This is a genomic window from Actinacidiphila glaucinigra (assembly GCF_900188405.1).
GTDB lineage: Bacteria > Actinomycetota > Actinomycetes > Streptomycetales > Streptomycetaceae > Actinacidiphila > Actinacidiphila glaucinigra.
Genome location: NZ_FZOF01000031.1, coordinates 78,523 through 105,466, shown reverse-complemented (window position 1 = coordinate 105,466; position 26,944 = coordinate 78,523). Strand labels below are relative to the sequence as shown.

At 73.2% G+C, this 26,944-nt stretch carries 21 protein-coding genes; 3 read left to right on the top strand and 18 right to left on the bottom strand.

The window, feature by feature from the left end; translation table 11 throughout:
• Window positions 1-140: 140 nt before the first annotated feature.
• The 4 genes from CHF15_RS37385 to nrdR form a co-directional block, all read right to left on the bottom strand.
• On the bottom strand, window positions 141-605 hold the full coding sequence (locus tag CHF15_RS37385; protein ID WP_245939245.1) for a hypothetical protein: 465 nt from the start codon (window positions 603-605) through the stop codon (window positions 141-143).
• Window positions 606-693: 88 nt separating this feature from the next.
• Complete coding sequence (locus tag CHF15_RS37380; protein ID WP_089228387.1) at window positions 694-2,061, bottom strand: dipeptidase; 1,368 nt, start codon at window positions 2,059-2,061, stop codon at window positions 694-696.
• Window positions 2,062-2,353: 292 nt separating this feature from the next.
• Window positions 2,354-5,269, bottom strand: a complete 2,916-nt coding sequence (locus CHF15_RS37375; protein WP_089228386.1) for a vitamin B12-dependent ribonucleotide reductase — start codon at window positions 5,267-5,269, stop codon at window positions 2,354-2,356.
• A 125-nt stretch (window positions 5,270-5,394) separates the two neighbouring features.
• Window positions 5,395-5,907: a transcriptional regulator NrdR gene (gene nrdR, locus CHF15_RS37370; RefSeq protein ID WP_018561833.1), complete on the bottom strand. Its 513-nt coding sequence runs from the start codon at window positions 5,905-5,907 to the stop codon at window positions 5,395-5,397.
• Between the two features lie 535 nt (window positions 5,908-6,442).
• On the opposite strand from nrdR, the gene lexA reads away from it, so the two are divergent.
• Window positions 6,443-7,213: a transcriptional repressor LexA gene (gene lexA, locus CHF15_RS37365; protein WP_026251503.1), complete on the top strand. Its 771-nt coding sequence runs from the start codon at window positions 6,443-6,445 to the stop codon at window positions 7,211-7,213.
• A 102-nt stretch (window positions 7,214-7,315) separates the two neighbouring features.
• Here lexA and CHF15_RS37360 read toward each other — a convergent pair whose 3' ends face one another.
• The 4 genes from CHF15_RS37360 to CHF15_RS37345 form a co-directional block, all read right to left on the bottom strand.
• Window positions 7,316-9,304 carry an ATP-dependent DNA helicase gene (locus tag CHF15_RS37360; protein WP_089228385.1) on the bottom strand — a complete coding sequence of 663 codons (1,989 nt, stop codon included), beginning with the start codon at window positions 9,302-9,304 and terminating at the stop codon, window positions 7,316-7,318.
• 82 nt (window positions 9,305-9,386) lie between these two features.
• Window positions 9,387-10,136, bottom strand: coding sequence for a GNAT family N-acetyltransferase (locus CHF15_RS37355; RefSeq protein ID WP_089228384.1), 750 nt, complete (start codon window positions 10,134-10,136; stop codon window positions 9,387-9,389).
• Between the two features lie 21 nt (window positions 10,137-10,157).
• Window positions 10,158-12,050 carry an IucA/IucC family protein gene (locus CHF15_RS37350; protein ID WP_089228383.1) on the bottom strand — a complete coding sequence of 631 codons (1,893 nt, stop codon included), beginning with the start codon at window positions 12,048-12,050 and terminating at the stop codon, window positions 10,158-10,160.
• 67 nt (window positions 12,051-12,117) lie between these two features.
• A complete protein-coding gene (locus CHF15_RS37345; RefSeq protein ID WP_089228393.1) occupies window positions 12,118-13,500 on the bottom strand; it encodes a diaminobutyrate--2-oxoglutarate transaminase family protein in 1,383 nt (460 codons plus the stop codon).
• Window positions 13,501-13,714: 214 nt separating this feature from the next.
• Here CHF15_RS37345 and CHF15_RS37340 point away from each other — a divergent pair, with 214 nt between their 5' ends.
• A complete protein-coding gene (locus CHF15_RS37340; RefSeq protein ID WP_179280129.1) occupies window positions 13,715-14,890 on the top strand; it encodes a trypsin-like serine peptidase in 1,176 nt (391 codons plus the stop codon).
• A 76-nt stretch (window positions 14,891-14,966) separates the two neighbouring features.
• Here CHF15_RS37340 and hflX read toward each other — a convergent pair whose 3' ends face one another.
• The 6 genes from hflX to miaA form a co-directional block, all read right to left on the bottom strand.
• Complete coding sequence (hflX, locus tag CHF15_RS37335; protein WP_089228381.1) at window positions 14,967-16,475, bottom strand: GTPase HflX; 1,509 nt, start codon at window positions 16,473-16,475, stop codon at window positions 14,967-14,969.
• A gap of 146 nt (window positions 16,476-16,621) precedes the next feature.
• Entirely contained in the window at window positions 16,622-18,106 is a 1,485-nt protein-coding gene (locus CHF15_RS37330; protein WP_089228380.1) for a M1 family metallopeptidase, read from the bottom strand.
• 72 nt (window positions 18,107-18,178) lie between these two features.
• The gene (locus CHF15_RS37325; RefSeq protein WP_089228379.1) at window positions 18,179-20,311 is read right to left on the bottom strand and encodes a RelA/SpoT family protein; all 2,133 of its coding nucleotides are present in this window, start codon (window positions 20,309-20,311) and stop codon (window positions 18,179-18,181) included.
• 152 nt (window positions 20,312-20,463) lie between these two features.
• Entirely contained in the window at window positions 20,464-21,342 is an 879-nt protein-coding gene (dapF, locus tag CHF15_RS37320) for a diaminopimelate epimerase (protein ID WP_089228378.1), read from the bottom strand.
• Window positions 21,343-21,358: 16 nt separating this feature from the next.
• Window positions 21,359-21,835, bottom strand: coding sequence for a hypothetical protein (locus tag CHF15_RS37315; RefSeq protein WP_179280130.1), 477 nt, complete (start codon window positions 21,833-21,835; stop codon window positions 21,359-21,361).
• A 99-nt stretch (window positions 21,836-21,934) separates the two neighbouring features.
• Window positions 21,935-22,876, bottom strand: a complete 942-nt coding sequence (gene miaA, locus CHF15_RS37310; protein WP_245939244.1) for a tRNA (adenosine(37)-N6)-dimethylallyltransferase MiaA — start codon at window positions 22,874-22,876, stop codon at window positions 21,935-21,937.
• Between the two features lie 108 nt (window positions 22,877-22,984).
• On the opposite strand from miaA, the gene CHF15_RS37305 reads away from it, so the two are divergent.
• Window positions 22,985-23,224, top strand: a complete 240-nt coding sequence (locus CHF15_RS37305; protein WP_089228375.1) for an antitoxin — start codon at window positions 22,985-22,987, stop codon at window positions 23,222-23,224.
• 30 nt (window positions 23,225-23,254) lie between these two features.
• On the opposite strand, the gene CHF15_RS37300 is transcribed toward CHF15_RS37305, so the two are convergent.
• The 4 genes from CHF15_RS37300 to CHF15_RS37285 form a co-directional block, all read right to left on the bottom strand.
• The gene (locus CHF15_RS37300) at window positions 23,255-23,950 is read right to left on the bottom strand and encodes a class III extradiol dioxygenase subunit B-like domain-containing protein (protein WP_089228374.1); all 696 of its coding nucleotides are present in this window, start codon (window positions 23,948-23,950) and stop codon (window positions 23,255-23,257) included.
• A gap of 25 nt (window positions 23,951-23,975) precedes the next feature.
• Entirely contained in the window at window positions 23,976-24,305 is a 330-nt protein-coding gene (locus tag CHF15_RS37295) for a hypothetical protein (RefSeq protein WP_089228373.1), read from the bottom strand.
• A 43-nt stretch (window positions 24,306-24,348) separates the two neighbouring features.
• A complete protein-coding gene (gene miaB / locus CHF15_RS37290) occupies window positions 24,349-25,839 on the bottom strand; it encodes a tRNA (N6-isopentenyl adenosine(37)-C2)-methylthiotransferase MiaB (RefSeq protein ID WP_220093376.1) in 1,491 nt (496 codons plus the stop codon).
• A 113-nt stretch (window positions 25,840-25,952) separates the two neighbouring features.
• The gene (locus CHF15_RS37285) at window positions 25,953-26,840 is read right to left on the bottom strand and encodes an MBL fold metallo-hydrolase (protein ID WP_089228371.1); all 888 of its coding nucleotides are present in this window, start codon (window positions 26,838-26,840) and stop codon (window positions 25,953-25,955) included.
• Window positions 26,841-26,944: the final 104 nt, after the last annotated feature.

Genomic DNA, 26,944 nt, shown 5'->3' with positions numbered 1-26,944 from the left:
TCGGCCCGCCACACCGTGCCCATGCCACCACGGCCGATCCGCTCCACCAGCCGGTACCTCCCGGCCACCAGGCGTCCGAGGTCGGACATCGCGCGATTCTCCTTGGTCATCGGTTGACGGGTCCCGCCGGCCGGCCGGCCTCAGGACAGGGCGACGACCCGCGCCTCGGCAGGGCCGGAGTCGAAACGCAGGACGATGTCGTAGAGGTAGGTGTCGCCGGCCCCGGGGGCCAGGGCCGTGCGGGCCCCGGGCCGCACAAGGCCGGAGACGGCCTCGTGCCGTTCGCCGGGCGCCGAACCGCTGATGGTGACGAGCCGCAGGGGCGTACGGCCGGTGTTCTCCAGGGTGACGGTGCGGGTCCGCAGGCACGGCGTGGCCGAGGTGCCCTCGGGGCACCGGAAGCGCACGTCCCCGAAGTCGCCCAGCCCGCAGGAGACATCGGTGGCGTACGCGATGTCCGACGAGCAGACCGCGCCGATCCGCAGACCGGCCGCGGGGGCGGCGTCGGCCGGCGCCCCGTGCGCGTCGGACCCCCGCGGCTGTGCGACGACGAACACCCCGAGGGCAGCGGTGGCGAATACGGCGGGCAGAAGTGATTTCCGCACCAGGTGCTCCAATGGGCGACGCGCAGTAAGAACGGCCGCGCTTTCCTGCGGGGATGACACGCGAATTCCAAGGATCCACTCCGGCCCGCTATGCCCGGTCGCCTCTCCCCGCGTAAAGGCGCATGAAATGGGCTTCGGCGACGGCGAGGCGCCGCAGTTCGTCGACGGAGACGCTCTCGTCCACGGCGTGGATCTGCGCCTCGGGTTCGCACAGCCCGATCAGGAGGATCTCGGCCCGGGGGTAGAGGGAGGCGAGGGTGTTGCACAGCGGGATCCCGCCGCCGAGCCCCGCGATGTCCATGTCGCGACCGCTGTAGGCCGTGCGCATGGCCTCGGCCATGGCCGCGTAGGCGGGGCTCGAGGTGTCGGCGAGGAACGGCTCGCCCTGGGCGACCTGCTCCACCGACACCCGCGCGCCCCACGGGGTGTGCTTCTCGATGTGGGCGGTCAGCAGTTCCGTGGCCCGCGCGGCGTCGACGCCCGGGGGGATGCGCAGGCTGATCGCCGCCCGCGCGCTCGCGTGGACCGAGGGCGTGGCCCCCACGACGGGAGGGCAGTCGATCCCCATCACGCTCACCGACGGCCGCGCCCAGAGCCGGTCCGCGACGGAGCCGGTACCGACGAGGCCGACCCCGTCCAGCACCCCGCCGTCCACCCGGAAGTCGGTCTCCGGGTAGGTCAGGCCGCGCCACTCTCCGTCGGCCTCCAGCCCGTCGACCCGCGGCGTTCCGTCCTCGTCCACCAGCGAGCCAAGGATCTTGACGAGTGCGGTGAGCGCGTCGGGGGCGGCCCCGCCGAACTGGCCGGAGTGCAGGTTGCCGCGGAGGGTCTCGACGCCGATCCGGAGCATCGTGATGCCGCGCAGCGACGCGGTGACGGTCGGCGTCCCGAAGCGGAAGTTTCCCGCGTCGCCGATGAGGATCACGTCCGCGTCGAGCGCTTCCGGGTGGGCCCGCGCGTACCGTTCCAGACCGCCCGTCGCCTGCTCCTCGGAACCCTCGACGATCACCTTGACGTTCAGCGGCAGGCCGCCGTTCGCCTTGAGCGCGCGAAGGGCCAGGAGGTGCATGAGCACGGCGCCCTTGCAGTCCGCGGTGCCCCGTCCGTACCAGCGTCCGTCACGTTCGGCCAGCTCGAACGGCGGCGTCCGCCAAGTCTGCTCGTCCGGGGCCGGCTGGACGTCGTAGTGCGCGTACAGCAGGATCGTGGGAGCCCCCGCCGGGCCCGGCAGGTGCCCGAGCACCGACTGGTGGCCGTCGGGCATGTCGAGGATGCGTACGTCGGCGAACCCTTCGTCCCGCAGGGCGCCGGCGACCCAGGCCGCGGCCTTGTGGCATTCCTCGGGGGGTGCGACAGCGGGGTCCGCGACCGACCTGAACCCGACGAGTTCCGCGAGTTCGCTCCGCGCCGCCGGGATCAGCGATGCGACGGTGTCGGCGATGGGGTCGGGGGACAACGGGGGCTCCTTGGCGTACGGGGAGGAAAGGCGCCGATCGCCGGAGGGGGGAAAGGCCTCCCTGTCACGGGAATTCGACAGCAGTCGCCTCGACCCTATTCGGGCCCGCGCGGGCCCGAATAGAAAGCGCGTGCCACTTTCCGTGCCACCGGATTCCGCCGAGTGCGCGGTGGGGCGGGACGGGGCCGCCGGCCGGCCGGCCGCGCGCCCGTACGGCCCCCGACACGCGCGTGTCCCCCCGAAGCGGAGCTTCGGGGGGACACGCGCGGAACGGCCCGATCAGGCCCCGGCGTCAGCTGCAGCCGCTGGTGGAGCCGCAGCCCTCGCACAGGTAGCAGCTGCCCGCGCGGCGCATCTTCGTGCCGCAGGAGAAGCAGAGCGGGGCGTCGGCGTTGAGGCCGAGCTGGATCTCCAGCAGCTCCGTCGAGTTGTGCGCCGTCTTCGGCGCCGGGGTCACCGCGGCGGGCTCGGCCTCGGGCGTCGCGGCGGCGGCCGGCTTGGGCGCCTCGGTCTGGCGCGGGGCGGACTGCGCCAGGCCCTCGACGTCGACCTCCTCGGCGGCGGGCTCGTAGGAGCCCGTGTCGAGGTGGCGCTGGCGCTCGTCGGCGGAGTGGATGCCGAGGGCGGAGCGGGTCTCGAAGGGCAGGAAGTCCAGCGCCAGGCGGCGGAAGATGTAGTCGACGATCGACTGCGCCATCCGCACGTCCGGGTCGTCCGTGAGGCCGGCCGGCTCGAAGCGCATGTTGGTGAACTTCGAGACGTAGGTCTCCAGCGGCACGCCGTACTGCAGGCCCACCGAGACGGCGATGGAGAAGGCGTCCATCATGCCCGCGAGGGTCGAGCCCTGCTTGGACATCTTCAGGAAGACCTCGCCGAGACCGTCGTCCGGGTAGGAGTTGGCGGTCATGTAGCCCTCGGCGCCGCCCACCGTGAAGGAGGTGGTGATCCCCGGGCGGCCCTTGGGGAGCCGGCGGCGGACCGGGCGGTACTCGACGACCTTCTCGACGGCGGCGGGGGCGGTCGCCGGCGCCTGCTCGGCCTTCTTCTCGTCCGCCTTCTTCTTGGCGGAGAGCGGCTGGCCGACCTTGCAGTTGTCGCGGTAGATCGCGAGCGCCTTCAGGCCGAGCTTCCAGCCCTCGTAGTAGATCTCCTCGATCTCCTCGACGCTCGCCGACTCCGGCATGTTGACCGTCTTGGAGATGGCGCCGGACAGGAACGGCTGGGTCGCGGCCATCATCCGGACGTGGCCCATCGGCGCGATGGAGCGCTCGCCCATGGCGCAGTCGAAGACCTCGTAGTGCTCGGGCTTCAGGCCGGGCGCGTCGAGCACGCTGCCGTGCTCGGAGATGTGGGCGACGATCGCCTCGATCTGCTCCTGCTGGTAGCCGAGGCGGTGCAGGGCCTGCGGGACCGTGTTGTTCACGATCTGCATGGAGCCGCCGCCGACCAGCTTCTTGAACTTGACCAGGGCGAGGTCGGGCTCGATGCCGGTGGTGTCGCAGTCCATCATCAGGCCGATGGTGCCGGTCGGGGCCAGCAGGGAGGCCTGCGCGTTGCGGAATCCGTTCTTCTCACCGAGGCGCAGGACGTCCTGCCAGGCCTCGGTGGCAGCGGCCCAGACCGGGGTGTCCAGGTCGTCCATCCGCGTGGCGACGGCGTTGGCGTCGGAGTGCTGCTTCATGACGCGCTTGTGGGCCGTGGCGTTGCGGGCGTAGCCGTCGTACGGGCCGACGACCGCGGCGAGCTCCGCGGAACGCTTGTACGAGGTGCCGGTCATCAGGGAGGTGATGGCACCGGCGATCGCGCGGCCGCCCTCGGAGTCGTAGGCGTGGCCGGTCGCCATGAGCAGCGCGCCGAGGTTGGCGTAGCCGACGCCCAGCTGGCGGAAGGCGCGGGTGGTCTCGCCGATCTTCTGGGTCGGGAAGTCCGCGAAGGAGATGGAGATGTCCATCGCGGTGATGACGAGCTCGACGACCTTGGCGAAGCGCACGGCGTCGAAGCGCTGGTTGCCCTTGCCGTCGTCGTCGAGGAACTTCATCAGGTTGAGCGAGGCGAGGTTGCAGGACGAGTTGTCCAGGTGCATGTACTCGCTGCACGGGTTGGACGCGGTGATGCGGCCGGTCTCCGGCGTGGTGTGCCAGTGGTTGATGACGTCGTCGTACTGGATGCCGGGGTCGGCGCAGGCCCAGGCGGCCTCGGCCAGCCTGCGGAAGAGGGCCTTGGCGTCGACCTCCTCGATGACCTCGCCGGTCATCCGGGCACGCAGCCCGAACTTGCCGCCGTTCTCGTACGCCTTCATGAACTCTTCGTTCACGCGCACGGAGTTGTTGGCGTTCTGGTACTGGACGGACGCGATGTCGTCGCCGCCCAGGTCCATGTCGAAGCCCGCGTCGCGCAGGGCGCGGATCTTCTCCTCCTCCTTCACCTTGGTCTCGATGAAGGCCTCGACGTCCGGGTGGTCGACGTCCAGGACGACCATCTTGGCCGCCCGGCGGGTGGCGCCGCCGGACTTGATGGTGCCGGCGGAGGCGTCGGCGCCGCGCATGAAGGAGACGGGGCCGGAGGCGTTGCCGCCGGAGGAGAGCAGCTCCTTGGAGGAGCGGATGCGGGAGAGGTTCAGGCCGGCGCCGGAGCCGCCCTTGAAGATCATCCCCTCTTCCTTGTACCAGTCGAGGATGGACTCCATGGAGTCGTCGACCGAGAGGATGAAGCACGCCGAGACCTGCTGCGGCTGCGCGGTGCCGACGTTGAACCAGACCGGGGAGTTGAAGCTGAAGACCTGGTGGAGCAGGGCCCAGGTGAGCTCGTGCTCGAAGATCTCCGCGTCGTCGGGCGACACGAAGTAGCCGTGGTCCTCGCCGGCCTTGCGGTACGTCATGACCACGCGGTCGATCAGCTGGCGGAGGCTGCTCTCCCGCTGTGGGGAGCCGACGGCGCCGCGGAAGTACTTGCTGGTGACGATGTTGACCGCGTTCACCGACCACGAGTCGGGGAACTCCACGCCGCGCTGCTCGAAGTTGATCGAGCCGTCGCGCCAGTTGGTCATGACGACGTCACGGCGCTCCCAGACCACCTCGTCGTAGGGGTGCGTCCCCGGGGTGGTGTGGATGCGCTCGATGCGCAGGCCCTTGGCGGCGGGGGCCGCCGCGGCCGCCTTGCCGGCCTTGGCTCGGGAACCCCGTGCCGGGCCGCTCGTCGTCTCTGTCATGTGCCGCCTCCCATTACAGGCATTACAGGTAAAACGCCCTGAAGCGCCGCGGTCTTCCCGCGTCTGTGTCTCTCATGGCCGGTACACCCCCAGGTGCCCGGCAAGTCCGGTGCCGGTGCGCGCCGCTATGGCGCGGCGACGGTGGCGGTGGGGACGGCTCCGTCCCGGTCCCGCCCTCCGGTGTCGCCCGGCGGCCCCTGGTCGCGCAGCTCCGCGATCGCCGCCTCGAAGTCCTCGAGCGAGTCGAAGGCCCGGTAGACCGAGGCGAACCGCAGGTAGGCGACCAGGTCCAGGTCCTTCAGCGGGCCGAGTATGGCCAGTCCGACGTCGTGGGTCGACAGCTCGGCGCTGCCCGTGGCGCGTACCGCCTCCTCGACGCGCTGCCCGAGCTGGGCGAGGGCGTCCTCGGTGACGGGCCGGCCCTGGCAGGCCTTGCGGACCCCCGCGATGACCTTGTTGCGGCTGAAGGGTTCGGTGACCCCGCTGCGCTTGATCACCATCAGCGAGGCCGTCTCCACGGTGGTGAAACGGCGGCCGCAGTCGGGGCACTGCCGGCGACGGCGGATCGAGGTGCCGTCGTCGGTGGTCCGGCTGTCGACGACGCGACTGTCGGGGTGTCGGCAGAAGGGGCAGTGCATCGTTTCCCTCTCCCTCCCTCACCCACGGTGAGCGCACGACTTCTGAGCCCGAGGGGCCGGTGACGGCCCCGCGAAGCAGCCACAAGCATAGGCGATCCGGAAGGGCTTGATGACCCGGGGACCACTACTTGTGGGGGCTGCACACCATCCAACCACTAGATCTGGTGGCGTGGTGGCCACATGCGCCCATCGCACGGACCGCGTGTCGCGGCCCGCCGACGGGACGGGAGCCTACGCGACGCGGCGCCTCCCGGGGGAGCCGGGGCGCGAGTGACACACTGGGTGTACGGATCGTCACGGCTCGCGCATCATGGAACCGGGCGGGCGCACGGGGGTGCCGGCGCAATACCGGCCCGGGGAAACGGTGTTCGGATCCCGAATGCGGAACGAATTCGAAATTATATTCGATCAATACCATCTACACCTTGATCGCGACAGCGGATCCATGCAAATTCACTCGAACGTGTGTTTGGCGCAACCTTTCGAAAGCAACTACCGTTGTCCTACTAGGGAGAACATCTCGAGAGGGGCCGCCGTGACCACCACCGCCGACAGCGCCGCATTGACCGCCCATGACCGCCCCCAGGACCGGGTACGCCCGATGGAAGCGATGAACGACGAGACGCCAAAGCCCGCGCGAGCGCTACCCGGACGACCTCCAGGAATCCGGGCGGACAGCTCCGGACTCACCGACCGCCAAAGGCGTGTCATCGAGGTGATCCGGGATTCCGTCCAGCGGCGCGGATACCCGCCGTCCATGCGTGAGATCGGCCAGGCCGTCGGGCTGTCGAGCACCTCGTCGGTCGCCCATCAGCTCATGGCCCTGGAGCGCAAGGGATTCCTCCGGCGCGACCCGCACCGCCCCCGGGCGTACGAGGTGCGCGCCTCCGACTCCACGCAGGCGCAGCCCACGGACACCGCGGGCAAGCCGTCCGCGTCGTACGTCCCCCTGGTGGGCCGGATCGCCGCCGGCGGCCCGATCCTCGCCGAGGAGTCCGTCGAGGACGTGTTCCCGCTCCCCCGCCAGCTGGTGGGCGACGGCGAGCTGTTCGTCCTGAAGGTCGTCGGCGACTCGATGATCGAGGCCGCCATCTGCGACGGCGACTGGGTGACCGTGCGCCGTCAGCCGGTGGCGGAGAACGGCGACATCGTCGCCGCGATGATCGAGGGTGAGGCCACGGTCAAGCGCTTCAAGCGCGAGGACGGGCATGTGTGGCTGATGCCCCACAACGCCGCGTACCAGCCCATCCCCGGGGACGAGGCGACCATCCTCGGCAAGGTGGTGGCGGTGCTGCGCCGGGTCTGACCCAGGACCCGCCCGTGACCGGGCCCCGGGACCTCTGCGCCGGTTCCGGGGCCCCGTTGTGTGCCGGGGGCTGCTGCTGTGCTGCCGGGGTGCCCGGCGGCGTCACTCGGCCGCCGGGGCGGCGGCGTCGATGGCGGCCAGCGAGCGGCGGACCTGGTTGCGGTCGGTCGTCTGCCAGAAGTCCGGCATCGAGGCCTTGATGAAGCTGCCGTAGCGTGCCGTGACCAGCCGGGGGTCGAGCACCGCGACGACCCCGCGGTCCCCGGAGGCCCGCACCAGCCGGCCGGCACCCTGGGCCATCAGCAGGGCCGCGTGCGTGGCGGCGACCGCCATGAAGCCGTTGCCGCCCTTCTCCTCCACCGCCTTCTGCCGTGCGCTCATCAGCGGGTCGTCGGGGCGGGGGAACGGAATCCGGTCCATGACCACCAACTGGCAGTTCGGCCCGGGCACGTCCACGCCCTGCCAGAGGGAGAGGGTGCCGAACAGGCAGGTGCGGGCGTCCGAGGCGAAGCGGCGGATCAGCTCGCCCAGGGTCTCCTCACCCTGCAGCAGGATCGGGTGGTCGATACGGCCGCGCAGCGCCTCGGCGGCGGCCTGGGCCGCACGCATGGACGAGAACAGCCCGAGTGTGCGGCCGCCCGCGGCCTCGATCAGCTCGGCGAGCTCGTCCAGCATGTCCTCGCGGCCGCTGTCGCGGCCGGGCTGCGACAGATGGCGGGCGACGTAGAGGATGCCCTGCTTGGGGTAGTCGAAGGGCGAGCCGACGTCGAGGCCCTTCCAGACCGGCGGCTCCTCCTCCCCCTCGGCGGCCACGGTGCCCTCAGGGGCCAGCCCGAGCGAGGCCGCGACCCCGTTGAAGTCGGCGCCCAGCCGGAGCGTGGCGGAGGTCAGGACGACGGAGCGCTCGGTGAACAGCTTCTCCCGCAGCAGCCCGGAGACGCTGAGCGGGGCGACCCTCAGCGAGGCGCCGAAGCGGTCGTGGCGCTCGTACCAGACGACGTCGTACTCGGAGCCCTCGACGATGCGCTCGGCGACCTCGTGGACGTTCTCCGTTGCGGCGAGGGCCATCTTCCGCACGGCGTCCTCGTCCTGCACGGAGCGGTCACGGGTCTCGCCGAGCGAGGTGATGACCTGGCGGCAGGCGTCGCGCAGCGCCATCAGGGCGTAGCGCAGATCCTCGGGCAGCTCCTCGAGACGCCCGGGGAGGGCGAGTTCCATGAGCCGCTCGAAGCCCTCCGACGCGCTCATCAGCGCGTCGGCGGCCTTCTCGTTGACCAGCTTGGCCGCGAGCTTCACGGTCCGGTTGACCCGGCCGGGGGTGAGCTCGCCGGTGGCGACCCCGGTGACGCGGGAGACCAGTTCGTGGGCCTCGTCGACGACGAGCACCTCGTGGCCGGGCAGGACGGGCGCACCTTCGAGGGCGTCGATGGCCAGCAGCGCGTGGTTGGTGACGACGACGTCGGCGAGCTTGGCGCGCTCGCGCGCCGCTTCCGCGAAGCACTCGGCGCCGTACGCGCAGCGCGAGGCGCCCAGGCACTCGCGGGAGGTCACCGCGACCTGCTGCCAGGCGCGGTCGGAGACGCCGGGGGTCAGGTCGTCGCGGTCGCCGTTCTCCGTCTCGTCCGACCAGTCGCGCAGCCGGAGCAGGTCCTGGCCGAGCTTGCTGGTCGGTGCGGCGGCCTCGAACTGGTCGAAGAGCCCGTCGCCCTCGTCCTGCGGCACGCCCTCGTGGAGCCGGTGCAGGCACAGGTAGTTGGAGCGCCCCTTGAGCATCGCGAACTGCGGTTCGCGGCGCAGCAGCGGCTGCAGCGCGTCGACGGTGCGCGGCAGGTCGCGCTCGACGAGCTGGCGCTGCAGGGCCAGGGTCGCGGTGGCGACCACCACGCGCTCGCCGTGGGCCAGCGCGGGCACCAGGTAGCCGAGCGACTTGCCGGTTCCGGTGCCGGCCTGGACGAGCAGGTGGGAGCCGTTGTCCACGGCTTCGGCGACGGCTTCGGCCATGGCGACCTGGCCGGGCCGCTCCACCCCGCCGACCGCGGTGACAGCGGCGTGGAGGAGGTCGGTGAGGGCGGGCTTCGAGGGCTGTGTCATAGGGCGTCCAGCCTACGGGGCGGCACCGACAACGCGGTCCCCACCACCGGCCACGAGCCGGTCCCCCTGCGGGACCGGCGGGTCACAGGACGTGACGCAGTACGCGGTCGCGGACCAGCAGCGCGGCCCGCTTGCCCGGCAGCTCGACCTCCGCCGAGAAGCGGAAGCCAGCGGTGAGGAAGGCGGCCACGGACGGGGTGTTGCGCAGGTCCGGCTCGGCGATCACCCGGGTGCAGCGGGGGCGCCGGCGCAGGGTGTGGTCGGCGACGGCCCGCAGCAGGGTGCCGCCGAGACCGCGGGCCCGGTCGGCGACGGGCCCGATGAGCAGATGGAGCCCGGTGTCGTGGGGGCGGGCCGGGTAGTGGCGGGCCAGCGGGTCGAGGTCGGCGCGGTAGACCTCCCAGTAGCTCATCGGCACTCCGTCCAGGACCCCGACGCAGGGCATGCTGCGCCCGTCGCCGTCGAGCTGGGCGCGCAGGTGCCGCTCGGCGACCTCGGGCCGGCCCGCGAGTTCCCAGAACTCCGCGACGGCCGGGTCGTTCATCCAGCGGGTGATGACAGGGAGGTCGCGCTCGGGGCGTACGGGGACGAGCTGGAAGGTGCCCGCGGGGGTGCCGACCGGGCCCCAGTCGGCAACGCCGTCGAGGAGGTCGTCGAGGGCGGTCGCGCCGCCGGCGCGGTCGTCGGCGGTGAGGTCCTCGTCGAAGAGGGCGCGGACCTCGGGAGGCAGTTCGAGGTCGAGGGTGTCGTCGGCGTTCTCGTCGCGGGGGTCCCGGGGGTCGGCGGTCGCCGCCGGGGAGGCGGGGGCGCGGGTGGGGTCGGCGGTCGCCACGGTGGTCGCGGCCTCCTCTCGTCAGGCGGTGAGCGGGTTGGGGACGGTGACGTAGACGGACTGAGTGTCGACGGGGCCGACGAGCTCGTCGATCCCGTGCAGCCGGGTGAGGAGATTGGCCTTGCAGCGCAGCACGGGTTCCTCCAGCAGCCGCCCGGGCAGGCCCGAGCGGCCGGTGCGGGCGGCCTGTTCCAGGAAGCGGCGGAGGGCGGCGAGGAGCACCCGTTCGTCGGCGAGGCGCTGGGAGCCGAGGGCGCCGACGAGGCCGAGGACGTTGTTGACGCCGAGGTAGTAGGCGAAGCGCTCGTCGGCGACGGCGTCGGCGACGAAGGTGTCGCTGCGGTCGCCGGCTCCGGGGAGCAGGGCGGTGAGGCCGGCGCGCGCGGACTCGCGGAAGTAGTAGCCCTGGTTGTCGCGGTAGCGGCCGCCGGACGGCCAGCCGTCGGCGTCGAGGACGACCAGGGTGTTCTGCTGGTGGGCCTCCAGGGCGATGCCCGCCTCGCCGTCGAGCCACAGCACGGGCCGCACCACGGCGTCGAGGTAGCGCAGGAACCACTCGGTGGCGACGGCCGCCACCGGTCGTCCCGTACGGGACGCGAGCCGGGACAGCAGTTCGGTGAGCCGGGACCGCAGGGCGCCGCCGCCCGCGGCGGGGCGGGGGGCGGTGAGGCCGGCGAGGCAGCGCACCTCGTCGCGGGGGCCGAAGGGGTTGTGCCGCAGGACGACGTCGAGGCCGGGTACGGGGACGCCGGCGGCGGTGCCGACGGCCAGCCAGGCGGGGTCGCGGACGATGTCGAACCCGGGGTGGGCGGCGTGCCAGCGCGCGGCGAGGCCGGCCCGGAGCAGCCGGTGCACCTCGACGCCGCGGTGGAGCTCCTTGCGGAGGTTCTCGCGGCGGGAGTTGGTGATCCGCAGGGCCAGCGAGAGCTTGAGCATCGCGGGGGAGCCGGGCCGGTACACGGTGCGCAGCGAGGACGTGGGGTGCCAGGGGTCGCCGCCGGCGCCGAGGTCGTGGAGGAGTCCGGCCTCCAGGAGTGCGCGCACCCCGGGGCGGTGGGCGACCTCGCGGGCCTGCCAGGGGTGGAGGGGGAGCGCCACGGTGCCCGCGGGGAGCCGCCGGACGAGTTCCGGTCCGGCGAGGGCCGCCAGCAGCCGCTCGGCGGGGACGGGGCGGCCGCGTTCGGTCCAGGCGGAGTCGGTGGCCAGGAGCGAGCGGTGCACGGACAGCCAGTGCAGGGCGAAGGCCCCGCGCAGCTCCGGGGCGTACACGGCGGCCTCGGCCTCGGTGAGTCCTTCGCGGCCCTTGGGCGCGGGGTGCAGCGGGTGGCCGAGGACCAGGGCCTGCTCGGCGTCGAGGAAGGGGTCGGTGCCGTGGGGGGCGGCGGGGCGGGCGCGGCGGGCGGCGAGGAAAGCGGCGGTCTGGCGTACGGAGTCGGCGACGCGCGCGACGAGGCCGGGCCCGTCCGGGCCGGTCGCGGCGGCCTCCCGGGCGAGCAGCGCGGCGAGGGTGACGGCGTCCAGCGGGGCGCCTCCGGCGGCCGGCCGCGGGGCGCCGAAGCGGTGGTGGCCGACGGCGGACCGGTGGTGGACCGGGACGAGGAGTTCGGTGCCGCTCGCGGGGAGCGGGACGCGCAGGGTGCGGCCGTCCGGCTCGGGCGGCAGCCCCGTCTCGCGGACCCAGCAGCGCAGCAGGACCTCCGTGCCCGCGGCGTCGGCGGCGGCCCACGGATCCGCCTGCTCCAGCGGGTCGGCGCCGGACGACGGGCCGGGCGACGGGTCGGTCGGCGTCGGCGGCCCGGCGTGGCCCGCCGGCCGGGCGCGGTCCGGCAGCGTGGCGCGGTCCTGCGGTTCGGCCGCGGCGGCGCGCTGCTGGGGGACGGCCACGGTGGTTTCTTCGCCGGGACGTACGGTCATCGCTTCGCTCCGTGTGGGGTCGGCGTCCGGTGGGATCCGCCCCGGAACGGGGCCGGTGGGCGCAAGGTCACGCCCGGACCGCCGTCACCGCGGCGAGGGCGTCGGCGAGGCGGTCCAGGACGGCTTCTGACTGTTCTTCGGTGATCGTCAGCGGGGGCAGCAGCCGGATCACGCTGCTGTCGCGGCCGCCGAGTTCCACGATGAGCCCGCGGTCGAGGGCGGCCCTGCGGACGGCCGCCGCGAGGCGGGGCGCGGTCGGGGGGACGGCCCCGGGACCGGTGGCCGCTTCCGGGTCGACGAGTTCGACGCCGAGCATGAGGCCGCGGCCGCGGACGTCGCCGACGCAGGGGTGCTCCGCGGCCAGGCCCCGCAGCCGGGCGAGCATACGGTCCCCGAGCAGGGCGGCACGCTCGGCGAGGCCGTTGCGCTTCACATAGGCGAGGGTGGCGGTGCCCGCGGCCATGGCGAGCTGGTTGCCGCGGAAGGTGCCGGCGTGGGCGCCGGGCTGCCAGCAGTCGAGTTCCTCGCGGTAGACGATGACGGCGAGCGGGAGGCTGCCGCCGATCGCCTTGGAGAGGACCATCACGTCGGGGACGATCCCGCTGTGCTCGACGGCCCAGAAGGTCCCGGTGCGCCCCACCCCGGTCTGCACCTCGTCGGCGATGAGCGGGATGCCGCGGGCGGCGGTCAGTTCGCGCATCCGCCGCAGCCAGGTGTCGGGGGCGGGGATGACGCCGCCCTCGCCCTGGACGGGTTCGAGGAGCATGCCCGCGGGGGGCTGGATGCCGCCCTTGGGGTCGTCGAGCAGGCTCTCCGTCAGCCGGGCGGAGAGTTCGGCGCCGCCTTCGCCGCCGACGCCGAACGGGCAGCGGTAGTCGTACGGGTAGGGCAGCCGGGTGACCCGCGCGTCGGCGGTGCCCGCCGCGCCGCGGACGGCGGTGTCGCCCGTGGCGGCGAGGGCGGCGGCGGTCATGCCGTGGTAGCCGCCGGAGAAGGCGAGGAGTCCGTCGCGGCCGGTGGCGGTGCGGACGAGCTTGAGGGCAGCCTCGACGGCGTCGGTGCCGGCCGGGCCGCAGAACTGGATGCGTCCGTGCCGGGCGAGCCGGGGCGGCAGCGTCTCGAAGAGGGCGGTGGTGAAGGCGTCCTTGACCGGGGTGGCGAGGTCCAGGACGTGGAGTGGCGCACCGGAGTCGAGGACGCCGCGGATGGCCTCGAGGACGACGGGGTGGTTGTGGCCGAGGGCGAGGGCGCCGGCGCCGGAGAGGCAGTCGAGGTAGCGGCGGCCGTCGGCGCCCTCGATGGTCATGCCGCGGGCCCGCACGGGGACGACGGGCAGTGAGCGGGCGTAGGTGCGGGCGGCGGACTCGCGCTGGGACTGGCGCCGCAGGATGCCCTCGCTGTCGTCGGACTCGCCCTCGTGCACCGCCGGTCGGCACCTCGCGCTCGGCATGGCGGCCACGTGCTCACTCCTCGGTGTCGGCGCTTGCGTTCCCGGAGCTACCAACGAGGCACGCGCTTACCGGCAACTGCCTGGGGCCGAGATCCTGGCGAGGAACCGTCGGCGCGGCGTCCGCCGTCCTTTCCTCGAGGGCACGGTGAGGGGTCGCCCTCGAGCGGGCAGACGACGTGTTGACGATGTGTTGACAACAGGGGGACCACAACCCATGGCACCGATAAGCCGGTTGGCCGCGGCCGCCGTCGCCGCGGCACTGCTCGCCGTGACCGCGACGGCCTGCGGCCCGTCCGACGACAACGCCGACGCCAAGCCGAGCCCGACGCCCACCGCGACGTCCGGCGACGGCGGACTCCAACTGCCGACCGCCCTCCCGACCAGCCTCGACGACCTGGACAAGTGGGCCGACGCGCTGAAGAACGGCGGCTGGAAGGACTGGGACAAGGACAAGTGGCTGCGCGACGCGGCCGACTTCATCAACCCCATCATCAAGGACCTCTGGGACGCCGACCGGCTCCGCAACGCGGACGGCACCCCGGACGACGAGCAACGGCCCGACCTGCGGCAGGCGAACGACGGCGCCACCGACCCGGAGCCCGCCGCGATCCGGGCGCAGCGCCTCGCGACCCCGTACCACGAGGCCTCCCCGGCCACGGGCAAGCTGCTCTTCGACATGCCCGACGGCCAGGCGGTCTGCTCGGCCACGGTGGTGAGCGACCCGGCGAACCCGGGCCGCAGCAACCTCGTGTGGACGGCGGGCCACTGCGTGCACGCGGGCGCCCGGGGCGGGTGGTACCGCAACATCGTCTTCGTGCCGTCCTTCAACGACACCGGCCTGAGCGGCGCCGCGCTGCGCGGTGCCGGCAAGGAGCAGCTCGCCCCCTACGGCACGTGGTGGGCGACGAAGGCGGGGACCTCCCAGCAGTGGATCGACGGGGGCGGGGAGTCCTCGGAGACGAGTTCCGCCTACCCCTACGACTTCGCGGTGCTGAAGGTGACCAACCCGGACTCGGACACGTCGCTGGAGGAGACGGTCGGCGCCTCGGTGCCGGTCTGGTTCGACGCGCCCACCTCGGCGGGCATCGACGCCATGGACATCCGCGGATACCCGGCGGCGGCCCCCTTCGACGGCTTCGGCTACCAGCAGTACCACTGCTCGGGCGACCCGGTCCGGCTCGCCCTGGACCCGGCGGCGCCGACGATGCACTGGCTGGGCTGCACCATGACGGCGGGCTCGTCCGGCGGCGGCTGGTTCGCCCGGCGGCCCGGCGGAGAACAGGCCCTGGTCAGCAACACCTCGATCGGTCCGCAGGACGGCCCGCGCTGGCTGGCGGGACCGCACCTGGGTTCCGAGGCCGAGGAGGTGTTCGACGCCGTCCGCGGCTGACACCGCCACCGGACGCCGGAAGGGCCCTCCCCCGCGCGGGGGAGGGCCCTTCCGGTGCGTGCCCGGGGATACCGGACTAGCGGCGCGCGGCCAGCGCGAACGGCTCGAGGTCCGCCGCGAGCTCGTCGTGCACCCGCGCCTTGAGCAGGGTGCCCTCGCCGGTGTGCTCCTCGGAGAGCACCTCGCCGTCCGCGTGGACGCGGGCGACGAGCTCACCGCGTGTGTACGGCACCAGGGCCTCGATCTCGACGGCGGGCCGCGGCAGCGCGTCGTCGACCATGCCGAGCAGCTCCGCGATGCCCCGCCCGGTGCGGGCGGAGACGGCGATGGAGTGCTTCTCGCGGCGCAGCAGGGACTGCAGCAGCACCGGGTCGGCGGCGTCCGCCTTGTTGATCACCACGATCTCCGGCACGTTGAGCGCGCCGACGTCGTGGAAGACCTCGCGTACCGCGGCGAGCTGCTCGTCCGGGTTGGGGTGCGAGCCGTCCACCACGTGCAGGATGAGGTCGGCCTCGGCGACCTCCTCCATGGTGGAGCGGAACGCCTCGACCAGGTGGTGCGGCAGGTGCCGCACGAAGCCGACGGTGTCCGCCAGCGTGTAGAGCCGCCCGCTCGGGGTCTCCGCCCGGCGCACGGTCGGGTCCAGGGTGGCGAACAGCGAGTTCTCCACCAGGACGCCCGCCCCGGTGAGCCGGTTGAGGAGCGAGGACTTGCCGGCGTTGGTGTAGCCGGCGATCGCGACCGAGGGCACCTTGTGGCGCTTGCGCTCCTGGCGCTTCAGGTCGCGGCTGGTCTTCATCTCCGCGATCTCCCGGCGCATCTTGGCCATCTTCTCGCGGATGCGCCGGCGGTCGGTCTCGATCTTGGTCTCACCGGGACCACGGGTGGCCATGCCGCCGCCCGAGGAGCCGGAGCCACCGCCACCCATCTGCCGGGAGAGCGACTGACCCCAGCCGCGCAGCCGCGGCAGCATGTACTGCATCTGCGCGAGCGAGACCTGGGCCTTGCCCTCACGGCTCTTGGCGTGCTGGGCGAAGATGTCGAGGATCAGCGCGGTGCGGTCGACGACCTTGACCTTGACGACGTCCTCGAGGTGGATGAGCTGGCCGGGGCTGAGCTCACCGTCGCAGACGACGGTGTCGGCACCGCTCTCCGTGACGATGTCCCGCAGCTCCTGGGCCTTGCCGGAACCGATGTAGGTCGCCGGGTCCGGCTTGTCACGGCGCTGGATGACACCGTCCAGGACGAGGGCTCCGGCGGTCTCGGCGAGGGCGGCGAGCTCCGCGAGGGAGTTCTCGGCGTCCTGCACCGTGCCGTCCGTCCACACCCCGACGAGCACGACCCGCTCCAGACGGAGCTGGCGGTACTCGACCTCGGTGATGTCCTCGAGCTCGGTGGAGAGGCCGACGACCCGTCGCAGCGACGCACGGTCGGAGCGGTCGAACTGGTCGCCGTCACGCTCTCCGTCGATCTCGTGACTCCAGGCGACGTCCTCTTCCATCAGGGCGTCGGCCCGAAGGCTCTCGGGGAGGCGCTGGCGGCTGCGGGCAGAAGAAGCAGAAGAAGAGGAGGAAGAGGAGGTCATTGGATCCTTTGCTCGGATGGTCGACGGGAACGGGGGGCGCTCGGCCCCTCGTACGGTGACAACGTCCCGCGGGCCCGGAGGATTCCCCAGGTCCGGGCGCGCCGTCGTCGCCGTAGGTAGATGGTCGCACGCCCCTCGGCGCCGGGTCACGCGACTTTCCCCGCCTCACGCCGGTGCGCGTGGCCGTGCACCGGTTTGGCGGGCACGGAGCGCTTCCAGTCGGGGTGGCCCGGCATCGGGGGCGTGGTGGGCCCGTAGAGCCAGGCGCGCAGGAAGCCGCCCAGGTCGCGGCCGGCGACCTGGGAGGCGAGGGCGATGAAGTCACGGGTGGAGGCGACCCCGTCGCGGTGGCGGACCACCCAGGCCCGCTCCAGTCGCTGGAAGGCGTCGGCGCCCATCTCCTGGCGCAGGGCGTACAGCACGAGCGCCCCGCCGAAGTAGACGTTGCCGCGGAAGATGCCGAGCTTGCCGTCGCTGCCGGGCGGCTTGGGGGCGGCGGCCGGGCCGCCGTCGCGGCGCAGGCGCGCGTCGGCGCCGTAGGCGGCCTTGGCGAGCTGCTCCAGCGTGAGCTCCCGGTAGTGCTCGGCGGCGTAGCGCCACTGGTACCAGGTGGCGTGCCCCTCGTTGAGCCACAGGTCGGACCAGGTCGCGGGCGAGACGCTGTCGCCGAACCACTGGTGGGCCAGCTCGTGCACCATCACCGGCGCCGCGTCGGCCTCCCGGCTCAGCAGCACCCGCCGCTCGAAGAGCGAGAGGGTCTGGGTCTCCAGCTCGAAGCCGGTGACGGTGTCGGCGCTGAGGATGCCGTACGTCTCGAGGGGGAAGGGGCCGACCTGCTCTTCCATCCACGCGATCTGCCCGGCGGTCATCGCCAGGCGCTTCTCGAGCTTGGCCCGGTCCGGGTCGGCGGTGCCGACGACGTCCCGCAGCGGGAGGCCGCCGGGGCCGGTGCGGCGCAGGACGGTCGAGCGGCCGACGGACACCTGGGCGAGCTCGGTGGCCATCACGTGGACGGTGCGGTAGTTCCAGGTCGTCACGGGGCCCTTGCGGACGGCCGTCTCGGGCAGGCCGTTGGCGACGACGGTGAGGTCGTTCGGCGCGGTGACGTGGAAGGCGAAGCGGGCCTTGTCCGAGGGGTGGTCGTTGCAGGGGAAGACGGTGTGGGCCGCGGCGGCCTGGTTGGCCATGGCCAGGCCGTCCTTGGTGCGGATCCACCCGGTGTCGCCCTTGGCGGCGGGGTCGCTGGTGTGGACGACGGTCACCCGCAGGCGGTCGCCGCGGAGGACGGGGACGGCGGGGGTGACGACCAGTTCCTCGCGCCAGGTGCGGAACGCCGCCCGGCGGCCGTTGACCTCGACGGAGCGGACGTCGCCGCGGAAGTCGAGGTGGAAGCGGTCCAGGGTGTCCGTGGCGAGGGCGTCGACCCGGGTCACGGCGTCCAGCGGCCGGTCGTTGCCGTGGTAGGTGAACGAGATGTCGTAGTCGTGGACGTCGTACCCGGGGTTGCCGAGTTCGGGGTAGAGCCGGTCACCGAGCCCTACGGGCGTCCTGTCACCGGGCAGTCCGGCCGCGGTGAGCGCCGCCACGGCCGCCGCGGTGACGGTGGCACGGCGCGCAAAGGATCCGATCATGGGATACGGCTATCAGTGCACCGCGCCCGCCGGGCGGCGGCGCGTGGGCACCCCACCCGATCGGGTACTCCTCTACGGCTGCGCGGCGGCCACGGCCTCCTGGGCGCGGTACACGTCGTACACGCCGGGCACGGCGCGCATCGCGCGCATGAGCGCGGGCAGCGCTCCCGGGTCGGGCAGTTCGACGGTGTAGGTGTGGCGTACGCGGTGCTCCTGCGGCGGCTCCACGGCGGCGTAGACGATGGCCACGCCCTCGGTGGCGATCACCTCGGTGAGGTCGGCGAGCAGCCGGGGCCGGCCGAGCGCCTCGGCGTAGAGGGTGGCCCGGTGACCGGTGACGGGGGCGTCGGAGCGCCAGTGGACGGCGACCTGGGCGCGGCCGGAGGCGGCCATGCGCGCGGCGACGGGACACTCGCTGCGGTGCACGGCGACGGTGCCGCCGCGGATGGGGAAGCCGGTGATCCCGTCGGGCGGCACGGGGGTGCAGCAGCGGGCCATGCGCACGGCGGCGCCGGGCGGGTCGGTGTCCGCGAGCGGTTCGGCGGCCTTGCGGGCGGCCGTGGCGGCGGAGCGGACGGCGGGTGCGGCCGGCTCCTCCTCGCCCGTGGCCACCGGATGGGCCTCCAGCCAGCGGGCGATGGCGATCCGGGCGGCCGGGGTGCGTGCGTGCTCCAGCCACTCGGGCGAGGGCCCGTATCCGTCCGCGTCCCCTTCGGCGCCCTCGGTCATCAGCAACTGGACGGTGTCGCCGTCCCGCAGGACGGTGCCGAGCGGTGCGAGCCGCCCGTTGACGCGCACCCCGACGCAGGCGTGGGCGCCCTCGCCGTGCAGTGCGTACGCGGCGTCGGTGCAGGTGGCGCCGTCGGGCAGGCCCACGGTGCCGCCGTCGGCGGAGAAGACGGTGATCTCGCGGTCCTGGGCGAGTTCGTCGCGCAGGGTGCTCCAGAAGAAGTCCGGGTCGGGGGCCTCGCGCTGCCACTCCAGCAGCCGGGCGAGCCAGCCGGGGCGCGTGGGGTCGACGCGCTCGCCCTCGTCGCACTCCGCGGTCTCGGCGGTGGCGTACGGATTGCCCAGCGCGATCACCCCGGCCTCGGCGACGTGGTGCATCTGCCGTGTGCGGATGAGGACTTCGGCGACGCGCCCTTCGCCGTCGCGGATGGCGGTGTGCAGCGACTGGTAGAGGTTGAACTTGGGCGCCGCGATGAAGTCCTTGAACTCCGCGATGACGGGGGTGAAACAGGTGTGCAGTTCGCCGAGGACGGCATAGCAGTCGGCGTCCTCGGCGACCTGGATCAGCACCCGCCCGAAGTCGCTGCCGCCGGGCAGCGCGCCGCCGCGCTTGAGCCGGACCCGGTGCACGGAGACCACGTGCCGGGGCCGCACATCGACCTCGGAGCTGATGCCGGCCTCGCGGAGCACCCTGCGGACGTCCTCGGCGACGGCGCCCAGCGGATCGGGCAGGGCGGCGTGCTCCAGGATCAGTTCGGTGGTGCGCAGGTAGTCCTCGGGGTGGAGGATGGCGAAGACCAGGTCCTCCAGTTCGGTCTTCAGCGCCTGGACGCCGAGGCGTTCGGCGAGCGGGATCAGCACGTCCCGGGTGACCTTGGCGATGCGGGCCTGCTTCTCGGGTCGCATGACGCCGAGGGTGCGCATGTTGTGCAGCCGGTCGGCGAGCTTGATCGACATGACGCGGACATCGTTGCCGGTGGCGACGAGCATCTTGCGGAAGGTCTCCGGCTCGGCGGCGGCGCCGTAGTCGACCTTCTCCAGTTTGGTGACGCCGTCGACGAGGAAGCGGACCTCCTCGCCGAACTCCTCCCGCACCTGATCGAGCGTCACCTCGGTGTCCTCGACGGTGTCGTGGAGCAGCGAGGCGGTCAATGTCGTCGTCTCCGCGCCGAGTTCGGCCAGGAGCAGGGTCACCGCGAGCGGGTGCGTGATGTACGGCTCGCCGCTCTTGCGCATCTGCCCGCGGTGCGAGGACTCGGCGAGCACGTACGCCTTGCGCAGGATGGCGAGATCAGCGCCGGGATGCCGGGTGCGGTGCACCTTGGCGATGTGCTCGATCGACTCGGGGAGCCGGCCCGCGCGGCCGCCGGGGCCCAGCAAGGCCGCACGTCCCATCCGGCGCAGGTCCGCGGCCCGGGGGATGCGCCTGCGTCCTGCGGCGCCCGGGGCGGTCTCCACTGCGTTGTCCGGTCTCATGCGGCACCTCCGGCAGCGTCACCCACCGGCGGGATGGCTTCCGTGCCGGTGCTTGATGCTACCGAGCCCATCACGTGCCGCTGCCACGCTCTCGCCCAGCGTGATCGGCATCACCCGTTCGAGCGAATACCGGGCCCTCGGAGCGGGTATCCTCAGCCGCCGTCGCCGAGCCAGGCCGGATCGATGACGCCCTCGGCGACGATGACGGCGGGGCCGGTCATCTCGACGGTGCCGTCGGGACGTTCGGTGATCACCAGGGTGCCGCCCGGCAGATCGACCCGGTACGTCTCGGGACGGCCGGTCACGGCCGGGTCGCGGCCGTCGCGCCGTGCGGCGGCGACCATGACGGCGCAGGCCCCGGTGCCGCAGGAGCGGGTCTCGCCGGAGCCGCGCTCGTGCACCCGCATGGCGACGTGGCGGTCACCGCGGTCGACGACGAACTCCACGTTCACACCGTCCGGGTAGGCCGCGGCGGGCGCCCACGCCGGTGCGTCCAGCAGCTTGCCGGCGTCGGCGAGGTCGTCGACGAAGGCGACGGCGTGGGGGTTGCCCATGTTCACGTTGCGGGCGGGCCAGCTGCGCTCGCCGACCGCCACCTCGACCCCGCCGGCGGGGAGCGCGGCACGGCCCATGTCGACGGTGATGTCGCCGTCCTTGTCGATGTGCACCCGGCGCACGCCCGCGCGGGTCGCCACGGCGACGTCGCCCGCACCGGTGAGTCCGGCGCGCAGGAGGTAGTGGGCGAAGACCCGTACGCCGTTGCCGCACATCTCCGCGATGCTGCCGTCGCTGTTGCGGTAGTCCATGAACCACTCGGCCTCCGCGGCCATGGCGGCGGCCTCCGGGTGCTTCGCCGACCGCACGACCCGCAGCACCCCGTCGCCGCCGATCCCGGCGCGGCGGTCGCACAGGCGCGCGACGGCCACCGGGGTCAGGTCGAGCGCCCCGTCGGGGTCGGGGATGATCACGAAGTCGTTCTCCGTGCCGTGCCCCTTGAGGAAGGGCAGGCCCTGCGGTGCTGCGCTGGTCATGCGCCGAGTCTACGGGTCAGCGCAGACGGGCGACCCGCCAGAAGGCGAGCAGCGCCAGCACCACCGTGATCGCGGCGTACAGCGCCACGAAGCGCCAGTCCGGACGGCGGCCGGAACCGCGGGCCGGCAGCCCGGGCCAGGTGTAGCCGACCCGGCGGGCGGCCATGATCCCCCAGCCCGCGGAGCAGCAGCCCAGCAGGAGGCCGAGCATCGCGACGACGGCGCCGCCGTCACCGGTCTCGAAGGCCAGCGGGAAGGCGAACATGAGCGAGCCGAGCACGCCGAGGGCGACGATCGGGGCGATCTGCCACGCGCGCAGGCGCCGCTCGGGACGCAGCTCGCGGAAGGACTGCTCCTCCTCCGCGAGGGTCTGCTCGTCCAGCGGGTCCTCCAGGGGGCCGTCGACCACGAGCCGGTCGCGCGGCTCGAGCTCCTCGCCTGAGGCGCGCTCGGTGTGATCCGGCTGTGGTCCGTTGCGAGGGCCGGCTTCCATCGCCACGCGCCCTCCCAAGAAGTCCGACACCGTAGCTCCGATGCTCGATGATGGCACGGGCGAAGAGGCGTCAAGTGCCGCTGGGGCGTCCCGATGCCATCACGTGATCAGGCTGTGACCGCCCGAGCGGGCGGGGCCGACAAGGGCGAGCGCCTGGGTCACCAGTTCCTGTCCGCGGCCGCCGAGCCACTGGACGCGGCGGTCCCGGCGGAACCACGAGTCCTGGCGGCGCGCGAAGCGCTTGGTGGCGCGCACGGTCTCGGCGCGTGCCTCCGCGTCGGTGCACTCCCCGGCCAGCGCGGCCAGCACCTGCTGGTAGCCGAGCGCCCGGGAGGCTGTGCGCCCCTCGCGCAGGCCGGCCCCCTCCAGGGCGGCCACCTCGCCGACCAGCCCGGCTTCCCACATGCGGTCGACCCGCAGGGTGATCCGTTCGTCGAGTTCCGGGCGGGGGACGTCGACGCCGATCTGGACGGTGTCGTACACGGAGTCGTGACCGGGCAGGTTGGCGGTGAAGGGGCGGCCGGTGATCTCCACGACCTCCAGCGCGCGGACGATCCGCCGGCCGTTGCTGGGCAGGATCACGCGGGCCGCCTCCGGGTCCACGGCGGCCAGGCGGGCGTGCAGCGGGCCGGAGCCGAGCGTGTCGAGCTCCGCCTCCAGCCGGGCGCGCACCTGCGGGTCGGTGCCTGGGAACTCCAGGGCGTCGATGGCGGCGCGTACGTAGAGCCCCGAGCCGCCGACGAGCACGGGGGTGCGCCCGGCGGCGAGCAGCCGGTCGATCTCGGCGCGGGCCAGGCGCTGGTACTCGGCGACGCTGGCGGCCAGGGTGACGTCCCAGATGTCGAGCAGGTGGTGCGGCACGTCCTGCCGCTCGTCCTCGGTGAGCTTGGCGGTGCCGATGTCCATGCCGCGGTAGAGCTGCATGGAATCCGCGTTGACCACCTCTCCGCCGAGGGCCTGGGCAAGGGCGACACCGAGGTCGGACTTGCCGGCCGCGGTGGGGCCGACGACGGCGATCACGTGGGGGACGTCGTTTCTCACGTGCACAGTTTCGCAAATTCCGGCGGCGCGGTTTCACCCGTGGACGAGTAAGATCGTTACGGGAAAAGGGTCATTTCCGACAAAGGCATCCATGGGAGACGGTGACGCATGAGCCTCAAGGACACGCTGAAGGCCAAGGCCGAGCACGCCAGGGCCAGGGCCGGCGCCAAGGCCGGCGACTTCATGGAGCAGCACGGCGAGGCGATCGGCACCCGGCTGGACAAGGTCGCGCGCACGGTCGACGAGAAGACCAAGCACAAGTACAGCGGAAAGATCCACAAGGGCGTGGACAAGACGAAGGACGCCATGGAGCACCTGAAGGACGGCGGCTCCAAGGAAACGCCCTGACGACGGTCCGGGCCCCGGGACCCGCCGCGGCTACGACCAGGCCGCCACGAAGTAGCCGACGCCGTACGGCGCCTGGTCGTACAGCAGGTCACCGCTGAGCCCGGCGCCGTCGGCGGCGCCGGCGAGCACCTGCCAGGGGGCGCGTCCGGCCGCTCCCAGTTCGGTCGCCAGCGGCACGTCCAGAGCGGCCAGCGCCTCGGTGTCGGCGGCGCCCAGGGCGCGCGCCACGGAGGCGTCGAAGGGCTCGGCGCGCTCGTCGAGGTAGCCGGGGGCCTTGAGCGTGCGGCAGGTGCTGCCGTCCCCCATGACCAGCAGCGCCACCCGGTCGGCCAGCTCCGCCAGGCCCCGCCCCAGTTCCAGCATCCTTGCCGCCGGCGCGGTCACGGGCACTCCGGCGGCGTGCAGCGGCGCGGTCGAGCCGGCCCGGGTCAGGAGCCAGGCCGCGAGCGTCAGCGAGGGGGCCAGGGGCTCGGGGTCGCTGCCGTCGCCGAGCCGCACCGAGAGGTTCACGCCGTAAGGGCGCAGCGAGCCCGTGCCACCGCCCTCCCAGACGTGCGCGGAGTCCGCGGCGCCCACCACCACGAGCAGATCGGGTCGCGCGGCGGCCGGCACGGCCAGGGCGTCCGCGCAGGCGGCGCGCAGCGGGTCCAGTTCCGGCGCCGCGCCCGACGCGACGTCGGGCACGAGCAACGGCGGACAGGGGCAGACGGCGGCGGCGACCAGCATGATCGGAACCCTACCGTCCGTGGTCTCAGAAGCCCTCGGGCACGCGGTCCCAGGGCTCGGCCATGGCGGCGACCTTCGGGTCCTTGCTGTCGCGGACCAGTTCGGCGACCGTGAAACGGCAGATGTACGTCGTGGTCACACCCTCGTTGACCTGGACGAACCCCTCCCCCGAGCGGTACAGCCAGCTGCGCCGCACGGTGAACGGCTTGCTCGGCCGGTAGGCCAGCGCCGTCTCCTCCAGCTTGCGCAGCGCCTCCTCGCGGGTGCCGTCGGCGTGGCCGAGGAGCTCGTACTCCCAGCGCCTGGCGTCGCCGCTGCCCACGGTCTCCTCGGCGAACAGTCCCCAACGAGCCATCAGCGTCCCCCCTTGTCCCCGCGTCCCCGCGGTCCCCGCTCCGTCAGTCGCAGCCGCATCCCGGCGCGGCGGCCGCCGGTGCCGGCACGGGCGCGCCGATCGTCGGCAGGCCCAGCATGACACCCGCGGGCTTGGCCGCCGCGGCCGAGGTGCGCCGCTCCCAGGCGTCGCCCGCCGCGGTGCGGCGGACGCCGAACGCCGGGTGCTCGGCGAGCAGGTGGTGCGGTGCGGCGTAGCTGATCTCCGCCATCACCACGTCGCCGGGACGGACCGGCTCGGCGGGCGGCGCGAAGTGCACCAGGCGGTTGTCTGGGGCGCGGCCGGACAGGCGCCGAGTGGCGTCGTCCTTGCGGCCCTCGCCCTCGGCGACCAGCACCTCCAGGGTGCGGCCGACCTGCTTCTTGTTCTCGGCCCAGGAGATCTCCTCCTGGAGCGCGACCAGCCGCTCGTAGCGCTCCTGGACGACGGCCTTCGGCACCTGGCCCTCCATCTCGGCGGCGGGCGTGCCCGGACGCTTGGAGTACTGGAAGGTGTAGGCCTGCGCGAAGCGCGCCTCGCGCACCACGTGCAGCGTCTGCTCGAAGTCCTCCTCGGTCTCGCCGGGGAAGCCCACGATGATGTCGGTGGAGATGGCGGCGTCCGGCATCGCGGCGCGCACCTTCTCGATGATGCCGAGGTAGCGGTCCTGCCGGTACGAGCGGCGCATCGCGCGCAGCACGGCGTCGGAACCGGACTGCAGCGGCATGTGCAGCTGGTGCATCGCGTTCGGGGTCTCGGCCATGGCCGCGATCACGTCGTCGGTGAAGTCGCGCGGGTGGGGCGAGGTGAAGCGGACCCGCTCCAGGCCGTCGATCTTCCCGCAGGCGCGCAGCAGCTTGCTGAAGGCCTCGCGGTCGCCGATGTCGGAGCCGTAGGCGTTGACGTTCTGGCCGAGCAGGGTGACCTCGATGACGCCCTCGGCGACCAGTGCCTCGACCTCGGCGAGGACGTCGCCGGGACGGCGGTCCTTCTCCTTGCCGCGCAGCGCGGGGACGATGCAGAAGGTGCAGGTGTTGTTGCAGCCGACCGAGATCGACACCCACGCCGCGTAGGCCGACTCGCGCCGGGTCGGCAGCGTGGACGGGAAGGTCTCCAGCGACTCGGCGATCTCGACCTGCGCCTCTTCGGCGATCCGGGCGCGCTCCAGCAGCACCGGGAGGCTGCCGATGTTGTGGGTGCCGAAGACGACGTCGACCCAGGGGGCCTTCTTGACGATGGTGTCCCGGTCCTTCTGCGCCAGGCAGCCGCCGACGGCGATCTGCATGCCGGGCCGGGCGGCCTTCTGCGGCGCCAGGCGGCCGAGGTTGCCGTAGAGGCGGTTGTCGGCGTTCTCCCGGACCGCGCAGGTGTTGAAGACGACAACATCTGCGGCCACCGAGCCGTCCTCGCCCTTGGGCGCGCGGACGTAGCCGGCCGCCTCCAGGAGGCCTGCCAGCCGCTCGGAGTCGTGGACGTTCATCTGGCACCCGTAGGTGCGGATCTCGTAGCTCTTCACATCCTGCTCTTCACGCTGCACCCGTCCAGGGTAAGGGGCGCGTCGCGCGTGCCCGTGACCGCGCCCGCCCCTGTGGGGGCGGGCACCCGGCGACGGCGGGCGGCGGCGCCGCGTCAGGTGGCGGGCGGCTCGGGGAGGAGGCGGTGGCCGTCCGCCCACGGGACGACGGTGCCCGCGGTGGGCGGCGGGAAGTGGGTGCCCAGCAGCAGGGTGTCCGTACCCGCGTACCGGCCGAGCAGCGCGCGGCGGGTACGCACGGCCAGGGCCGGGTCGTCGTCCGCGGTGCTGGTGATCGCCGGGTCGGCGATCTGCACGGGGTGGTGGAAGCTGTCGCCGGTCACCAGTGCCGACCGGCCCGTGCCGCGCAGCTCGACCGCGATCTGCCCCGGGGTGTGCCCGGGCACCGGCAGGAGACGGATCCCGGGGGCCGCCTCCACGGGGGCGCCGGTGACGTCGGCGAGGTCGAGCAGTCCGGCGTCGCGGACCGGCAGCACCGAGTCGCGGAACACCTGCCGGTGGTCGTCGTCCAGGTCCGTCCCCGCCCAGTGGTCCCATTCGGCGCGGGAGACCAGGTAGCGGGCGCGGGGGAACGCGGGCACCCAGGCGCCGCCGTCCTCGCGGGTGTTCCAGCCGACGTGGTCGGTGTGCAGGTGGGTCAGGATCACCAGGTCCACGGAGTCCGGCGGGAAACCCGCCTCCGCCAGGCGCCGCGGGTAGTCCGTGGCGAGACGGTGCCACGCGGGGTCGGACCGGGTCTTGCCGTTGCCGATCCCGGTGTCCACCAGCACGCGCAGGCCGCCGGCCGCCACGGCGAAGGTGTGGGTCGCCAGGCGGAGCGTGCCGTCGGCGGCGGCGAAGTCCGGCCGCAGCCACGGCGCCCCCGCCACGGCCTGCGGGGTGGCGGCGGGCAGCAGGCGCCGTCCGGTCCGCGGGGGCAGCGTCGTCTCGTCGACGCGGTGCACGACGAGGTCGCCCACCGTCCAGGTCACCGAGCGTGCCATGCGGACCTCCCTTCGGCGGGGCGCGCCCTGGGAGGAGTGTTCCCCGTGGGGCGGACCTGAACGTCCGGGAGCCGCAGGCCGCGGGACGGCGCTGGCCAGTGCGG